The organism is Isoptericola sp. NPDC057391, assembly GCF_042668085.1.
Classification (GTDB): domain Bacteria; phylum Actinomycetota; class Actinomycetes; order Actinomycetales; family Cellulomonadaceae; genus Isoptericola.
Map to the genome: position 1 here is coordinate 1 of NZ_JBHVBO010000195.1, position 7342 is coordinate 7342.

Sequence of the window (7342 nt, forward strand, 5' to 3'; positions counted from 1 at the left end):
CGGCGCCTGGGCCGGGGCGTCGCTGCGGACCGTGGGCGCCGCGGCGGTCGCCGCGGCGACCGGGGCACCGGCGGTGCGCGCGCCCTGGCCGCGCGCGGCCCGGATCGCGTCCTGCAGGTCGCTCTTGCGCATCCGGGACGTGCTCTTGACGCCCAGGTCGGAGGCCAGCGCCTGGAGCTCGGCCAGACGCATCGAGCTCAGGTTCCCGGATGCGGCGGCGCCGTTCCGGCTGTCGGTGGTGTTCGTCACGAAGGACCCTTCCCCCTCGTATGCGGCCCGCAGATCTCGGGGCCGGGGTGGTTGCCGTCCGGCGCGGGGAGCGCCGAGACGCGTGGAACCTCGCATCAGTGGTACGACGACGTCGGCTGGCGGGGTTGGTGTTTCACCCTCTTGCGGGACTGTCGCGGCGGATCCTGCACCGCATCGCGACCACCGAGGCACCTGGCTCTGACCGGGCACGAGAACGCGCCGTGCGGTGGAGAGGGAGTGCCCTCGCGGTCGATCCCGAAGGCTCACCGCATCATATCACCTCACACCCCGCTCCAGGCCGACGCGCCGCCCGTCACCCGGCGCGCCACGGCGCCGTCGTGGTCCACCCCCGGCCGCAGCGCCCGCCAGCCCGCCACGTCGTCGACGAGGTCGGCCAGCACGGCGTCGAGCCGGCCCGTGCCGTCCCCCGCGGTGAGCACGAGGACCGTGGGCCCGGCCCCGGAGATCGTGGCGGCGAGCCCTTCGGCGCGCAGGGCCCGCAGCAGCTCGGCCGAGCCCGCCATGACGCTCGCTCGGTAGTCCTGGTGCAGCCGGTCCTCGGTGGCGTCGAGCAGCAGCTCCGGGCGCCGGGCCAGGGCCTCGACCAGGAGCCCCGCGCGGCCGGCGGTGAACGCCGCGTCGCCGTGCGGCACCTCGGCCGGCAGCACGCCCCGGGCGCGGCTCGTGGCGAGGCGGGCGTCGGGCACCAGCACGGTGGCCTCGATGCGCTCGTCCACGTCCAGGTCCACGGCGCGGGGGCCGTCGCCCGACATCCACGCCAGGGTCGCGCCCCCGCGGATCGCGGGGGCCGCGTTGTCGGGGTGGCCCTCGAACTGGGTCGCGATGTGCAGCACCGCGGCCGCGTCCAGCACGTGGGGGTCGGCCAGGAGCGCGCGCGCCGCGACGATGCCGGACACGACGGCCGCCGACGACGAGCCAAGGCCCCGCGCGTGCGGCACCCGGTTGACGCACCGCAGCCGGAGGCCGGTGCGCGGCGCGCCGGCGAGCTCGAGCGTGTGCCGCAGGGCGCGCACGACGAGATGGTCCTCGCCGAGCGGCACCTCCCCCGCGCCCTGCCCCTCCACCTCGACGACGACGTCGTCGCTCGCGAGGAGCTCGACCTCCAGGTCGTCGTACAGCGCGAGGGCCAGGCCCATCGAGTCGAACCCCGGGCCCAGGTTGGCGCTGGTCGCGGGAACACGGACCAGCACGTGGTCGGCGCCGAGCTGCATGCTCGTCTCCCTCTCGGGGCTCGGTCGGAAACGGTCTCGGGCGGGAAGGCGTCGAGGAGGGCTCAGTCGAGGCCGAGCGCGTCGGCGATGGACACGACGTCGGCGCTCACGCGGGTCGGCGCCACCTCGCCGCCGTCCGGCGTGCGCAGCGCCCACTGCGGGTCCTTGAGCCCGTGGCCGGTGACGGTCACGACGACGCGCGACCCGGCGGGGACCAGGCCCCGCTCCGCCCGCGCGAGCAGGCCCGCCACGCCCGAGGCGGACGCCGGCTCGACGAACACGCCGACCTCGGCGGACAGCACGCGGTGCGCGGCGAGGATCTGCTCGTCGGTGACCGACTCGATGACGCCGCCCGACGTGTCGCGCGCGGCCTCCGCCTGCTCCCACGACGCCGGGTTGCCGATCCGGATCGCGGTGGCGATCGTCTCCGGCTGGTCGACGGGGTGCCCCAGGACGATCGGGGCGGCGCCGGCCGCCTGGAAGCCCCACATCTGCGGCGTGCGGGTGGCGACCGCGCCGTGGGCGGCGCCGTCGTCCAGGCCCGCGTACTCGCGGTAGCCCTTCCAGTACGCGGTGATGTTGCCCGCGTTGCCGACCGGCAGGCAGTGGATGTCTGGCGCGTCGCCCAGGGCGTCGACGACCTCGAACGCCGCCGTCTTCTGGCCCTCGATGCGGTCGGGGTTGACGGAGTTCACCAGCTCGACCGGGTACACCTCGGCGAGCTTGCGCGCCGCGACGAGGCAGTCGTCGAAGTTGCCGTCCACCTGCAGCAGACGGGCGCCGTGCGCGATCGCCTGGCTGAGCTTGCCCATCGCGATCTTGCCGTCCGGCACGAGCACGGCGCAGGTCATGCCGGCGCGGGTCGCGTACGCCGCCGCCGAGGCGGACGTGTTGCCGGTCGAGGCGCACACGACGGCCTTCGCGCCGCGGCCCGCCGCCGCGGAGATGGCCGTCGTCATGCCACGGTCCTTGAAGGAACCGGTCGGGTTCATGCCCTCGACCTTGACGTAGACGTCGGCGCCGGTGCGGTCCGACAGCGCGGGGGCGGCCACGAGCGGCGTCCCGCCCTCGCCGAGCGTCACGATCCGCTCCGCCACGTGGGCGGGCAGCCGGTCGGCGTACTCGGTGATGACACCGCGCCACTGGTGGGCGGGCTGGGTCTTCGGCTGGTCGACCGGCATGGTCAGGCTCCCTCGACTCGCAGGACGGACGTGATCTCGCGCACCGGCTCGAGGCCGCGCACCGCCGCGACCGTCGCGGCGAGCGACGCCTCGCGGGCGGAGTGCGTGGTGAGCAGCAGCGCGGCGGTGCCCTCGGCGACGTCGACGGCGTAGGGCTCGTCGGGCGCCTGGCGGACGGTGTCGATGGACACGCCGTGGTCGGCGAGCACCTGCGCCACCTGGGCGAGCACGCCCGGACGGTCGGCCACGACGAGCCGGACCTGGTAGCGCGTGACGGCGGCGTCGTGCGGCAGCACCGGCAGCGACGCGTACGCGGACTCGCGCGGCCCGCGCCCGCCGACCATCCGGTCGCGCGCGGCCGAGACCAGGTCGCCGAGCACGGCGGACGACGTCGGGCGGCCGCCCGCGCCCTGGCCGTAGAACATCAACGGGCCGGCGTCGTCGGCCTCGACGAAGACGGCGTTGAACGCCCCGCGCACCGCGGCGAGCGGGTGGGCGGCCGGCACGAGCGCGGGGTGCACCCGCACGGACACGCCCTCGGCCGTCTGCTCCGCGATCGCCAGCAGCTTCACGACGTGCCCGGTCTGCTGCGCGGCGGCGACGTCGGCGGCGGTCACGCGGGTGATGCCCTCGCACGCGACCTGCGCCAGCGAGACCCGGGTGTGGAACGCCAGCGACGCGAGGATCGCGGCCTTCGCCGCGGCGTCGTGCCCCTCGACGTCGGCCGTGGGGTCGGCCTCCGCGTACCCGAGGGTCTGCGCCTCCTTCAGCGCCTCCTCGAGGTCCAGCCCGTGCGTCGTCATCTGGTCGAGCACGTAGTTGGTGGTGCCGTTGACGATCCCGAGCACGCGGCGCACCTGGTCCCCGGCGAGCGACTCGCGCACCGGACGGACGATCGGGATCGCGCCCGCCACGGCGGCCTCGAACGACAGGTCGACGCCCGCCGCGTCCGCGGCCTCGAAGAGCTCCGGGCCGTGCGCCGCGAGCAGCGCCTTGTTCGCCGTGACCACGCTCGCGCCGCCCGCGATCGCGCGGTGGATGAGTCCGCGCGCCGGCTCGATGCCGCCCATGAGCTCGATGACGAGGTCGGCCCGGTCGACGAGCCCGCCCGCGTCCTCGGTGAGCAGGTCGGCCGGCACGACGGTGCCGACGCCGTCGCGCGGGCGGCTCGCGTCGCGCACGGCGATGCCCACCAGCTCCAGCCGGGCCCCGGCCCGCGCGGCGAGGTCGTCCGCGTGCTCGATCAGCGTCCGGGCGACCTGGGAGCCGACGACGCCGCAGCCGAGCAGCGCGACGCGAAGCGGGACGGCCCCGGTCAGGGGCCCGGACGGGGTGGCTGCAGGCACGGGAGAACCTTCGGAACGGGATGCCGGGACGGGGTCAGGATAGCCGCGGCGCCACGGCCGTCGGGCCGCCGTCCACTGGCAGGACGACGGTGCGGACGACGGGACGGGCGGCGCGGCGTCGTGCGTCAGCCCTGGTCGAGCGCGAGCAGGTCGTCGACCGTCTCGCGCCGCACGAGGACGCGGGACGCGCCGCCTGAGACGGCGACCACGGGCGGGCGGGTCAGCAGGTTGTAGTTCGACGCCATCGAGCGCCCGTACGCGCCGGTCGCGGCGACGGCGAGCAGGTCCCCGGCGCGCACGTCGGCGGGCAGCCGGGTCTCGTGCACGACGATGTCGCCGCTCTCGCAGTGCTTGCCCACGACGCGCGCGAGCACGGGCTCCGCCGTCGAGGTCCGGCCGACGAGCTCCGCGTGGTACTGCGCCTCGTACAGGGCGGGGCGGATGTTGTCGCTCATGCCGCCGTCGACCGAGACGTACGTGCGCACCCGGCCGTCGTCGAGCGCGACCGGCTTCACCGTGCCGACCGTGTAGAGCGTCAGCCCGGCCGGCCCGACGATCGCGCGCCCCGGCTCGATGGAGATCCGCGGCAGCGGCGTGCCCAGCTCGGCGCAGACCGCCGCCACGGCGCTCGCCACGTCCTTGGCGATCCGGTCCGGGTCGAGCGGCACCTCCCCCGGCAGGTACGCGATGCCGTACCCGCCGCCGAGGTCCACCTCGTCGACCAGCACGCCCGTACGCTCCGCGAGCTCCGCGCGCAGCCGCAGCACGACGCGCGCGGCCGCCTCGAAGCCCGCCGGGTCGAGGATCTGCGACCCGATGTGCGAGTGGATGCCCAGCAGGTGCAGCTCGGGCCGCTCGACCGCCGCGAGCAGCGCCCGCATCGCCGGCGCCTCGCCACCGTCGGCGCCGGGGTTCACCGACAGGCCGAACTTCTGGTCCTCGTGCGCGGTGGAGATGTACTCGTGACCGCCGGCGTGCACGCCGGTCGTGACGCGCACCATGACCGGCGCGACGACGCCGCGGGAGGCCGCGAGCGCCGCGACGCGGTCGATCTCGACGAGCGAGTCGACGATGATGCGGCCGACGCCGGCGTCGAGGGCCGCGAGCAGCTCGGCGTCGGACTTGTTGTTGCCGTGCAGGCCGATCTCGGCGCCGGGGACGCCGGCGCGCAGCGCGACCGCGAGCTCGCCGCCCGACGCCGTGTCGACGCGCAGGCCCTCCTCGCGCGCCCAGCGCGCCACCGCCACCGTGAGGAGCGCCTTGCCCGCGTAGTAGACGTCGACGCCGGTGCCGACCTCCGCGAACGCCGTCGCGAACGCCGTGCGGTAGCCGCGGGCTCGGGCGCGGAAGTCGGCCTCGTCGAGCACGTAGGAGGGGGTGCCGTGCTCGGCCGCGAGCGCGTCCACGCCGACCCCGCCCACCTCGACGACGCCGTCGTCGCGCCGGCGCACGCCCGTCGACCACGGCACCCCGAGCACGCCCGCCGCGGGCTGGTGCGCGGTCCCGGTCACATCCGCTCCGGGGCGGAGACGCCGAGCAGCTCGAGGCCGTTGGCCAGCACCTGGCGGACGGCGTCGTTGAGCCACAGGCGCGTGCGGTGCGTGTCCGTGACCTCCTCGTCGGGGTACGGCGTCACGCGGCACTCCTGGTACCACTTGTGGTAGTCCGCGGCCAGCGCCTCGAGGTACCGCGCCACGCGGTGCGGCTCTCGCAGCTCGGCCGCCTGGGACACGATCCGCGGGAACTCCGTGAGGGCGCCGACCAGCGCCCCCTCGGTCTCGTGGGTGAGCAGCGCGGGGTCGAAGGCGTCCGAGCCGTCCGCGGCGACGCGCGCGACGTCCCGGTCGGCCGCGTTCCGGTCGACGGCGCAGGTGCGCGAGTGCGCGTACTGCACGTAGTAGACGGGGTTGTCGTTGCTCTGCTTGAGCATCTCCTCGCCCGACAGGGACAGCGGGGAGTCCGCGGGGTAGCGGGCGAGCGAGTAGCGCAGCGGGTCGGAGCCCAGCCACTCGATGAGGTCGTCCATGTACAGCGCGTTGCCGCGGCGCTTGCCCATCCGCTCGCCGCCGATGTTGACGAGCTGGCCGATGAGCACCTCGATGTTCGTCTCCGGGTCGTCGCCCGCGCACGCGGCGATGGCCTTGAGGCGGTTGATGTACCCGTGGTGGTCGGCCCCGAGCAGGTAGATCTTGCCCGGGAACCCGCGGTCCTTCTTGGACAGGTAGTACGCGGCGTCGGCGGCGAAGTACGTCGGCTCGCCGTTCGCGCGGATCATCACGCGGTCCTTGTCGTCGGCGAAGTCCGTGGTGCGCAGCCACACCGCGCCGTCGACGTCGAACACGTGGCCCTGCTCCCGCAGGCGGGCGACCGCCTGCTCCACCGCGCCCGAGTCGTGCAGCGTGCGCTCGGAGAACCAGACGTCGAAGTGTACGCCGAACGCGTCGAGGGTGCGGCGGATCGCCTCGAGCTGGGCCTGGTAGCCGAGCTCGCGCGCGGCCCGGAGGGCCTCGTCCGCCGGGAGCGACAGGAGGTCGGGCTCCTGCTCCAGCACCTCGGCGGCGCGCTCGGCGACGTACTCGCCGGGGTAGCCCCCCTCGGGCACGTCCTCGCCCTTGGCCCGGGCGATGATCGACGCGCCGAACTTGTCCATCTGGGCGCCCGCGTCGTTGATGTAGTACTCGGCCGTCACGTCGGCGCCGGCGGCGCGCATGATCCGCACGAGTGCGTCGCCGAGCGCCGCCCAGCGGGTGTGGCCGATGTGCAGCGGGCCCGTCGGGTTGGCCGAGATGAACTCCAGGTTGTGCACCTGGCCGGCGAGGGCGTCCGTGCGGCCGTAGGCCTCGCCCGCGGTGACGATCGTGCGCGCCAGCTCGCCCGCGGCGCCCGCCTCGAGCGTGATGTTGAGGAAGCCCGGCCCGGCGACGTCGGCCGCCTTGATCCCCGGCGTCGCCGCGAGGCGGGCCGCCAGGTCCTCCGCGAGCGCCCGCGGCGTCGTCCCGGCCTTCTTCGCCAGCTGCAGCGCCACGTTCGTGGCCCAGTCCCCGTGCTCGCGCTGCCGCGGTCGCTCCACGTGCACCGACGCCGGGACGGCGTCGGCGGGCAGGGCGAGGGTGCCGTCGGCCACGGCCGAGGCGAGGGCAGCGCTGAGTGCTCCGGAGAGCTCGTCGGGGGTCACCGGGCGATTCTACAAAGTCGGCGGGCGCCGCCGTGCTGGCGGTTGCCACCCGGACCTCCAGGTGCTGGTAGTCTCGTGCACCGTGCCGAGCGGTTCCGCTCCGGCGCCCGCGCCTGTAGCTCAGTGGATAGAGCGTCTGCCTCCGGAGCAGAAGGTCGG

6 protein-coding genes are annotated in these 7342 nt (G+C 75.3%); all 6 read right to left on the reverse strand.

Annotated elements, in window-relative coordinates:
- On the reverse strand, window positions 1–249 hold a 249-nt coding region (locus tag ACFUVW_RS18080; RefSeq protein WP_430572694.1), incomplete at its 3' end, for a Rho termination factor N-terminal domain-containing protein.
- A 281-nt stretch (window positions 250–530) separates the two neighbouring features.
- On the reverse strand, window positions 531–1481 hold the full coding sequence (gene thrB, locus ACFUVW_RS18085) for a homoserine kinase (RefSeq protein WP_430572695.1): 951 nt from the start codon (window positions 1479–1481) through the stop codon (window positions 531–533).
- Between the two features lie 62 nt (window positions 1482–1543).
- A complete protein-coding gene (gene thrC, locus ACFUVW_RS18090; protein ID WP_430572696.1) occupies window positions 1544–2662 on the reverse strand; it encodes a threonine synthase in 1119 nt (372 codons plus the stop codon).
- 2 nt (window positions 2663–2664) lie between these two features.
- Window positions 2665–4008 (reverse strand): homoserine dehydrogenase, encoded by a 1344-nt coding sequence (locus tag ACFUVW_RS18095; protein WP_430572697.1) that lies wholly within the window; start codon window positions 4006–4008, stop codon window positions 2665–2667.
- Between the two features lie 125 nt (window positions 4009–4133).
- The gene (gene lysA, locus ACFUVW_RS18100; protein ID WP_430572698.1) at window positions 4134–5519 is read right to left on the reverse strand and encodes a diaminopimelate decarboxylase; all 1386 of its coding nucleotides are present in this window, start codon (window positions 5517–5519) and stop codon (window positions 4134–4136) included.
- A complete protein-coding gene (argS, locus tag ACFUVW_RS18105; protein WP_430572699.1) occupies window positions 5516–7183 on the reverse strand; it encodes an arginine--tRNA ligase in 1668 nt (555 codons plus the stop codon). Before argS ends, lysA begins: the two co-directional genes overlap by 4 nt.
- Window positions 7184–7342: the final 159 nt, after the last annotated feature.

Excerpts from the sequence above, each read along its gene's own strand:
- thrB (WP_430572695.1), bottom strand. The coding sequence starts at position 1,481 with ATGCAGCTCGGCGCCGACCACGTGCTGGTCCGTGTTCCCGCGACCAGC.
- thrC (WP_430572696.1), bottom strand. The coding sequence starts at position 2,662 with ATGCCGGTCGACCAGCCGAAGACCCAGCCCGCCCACCAGTGGCGCGGT.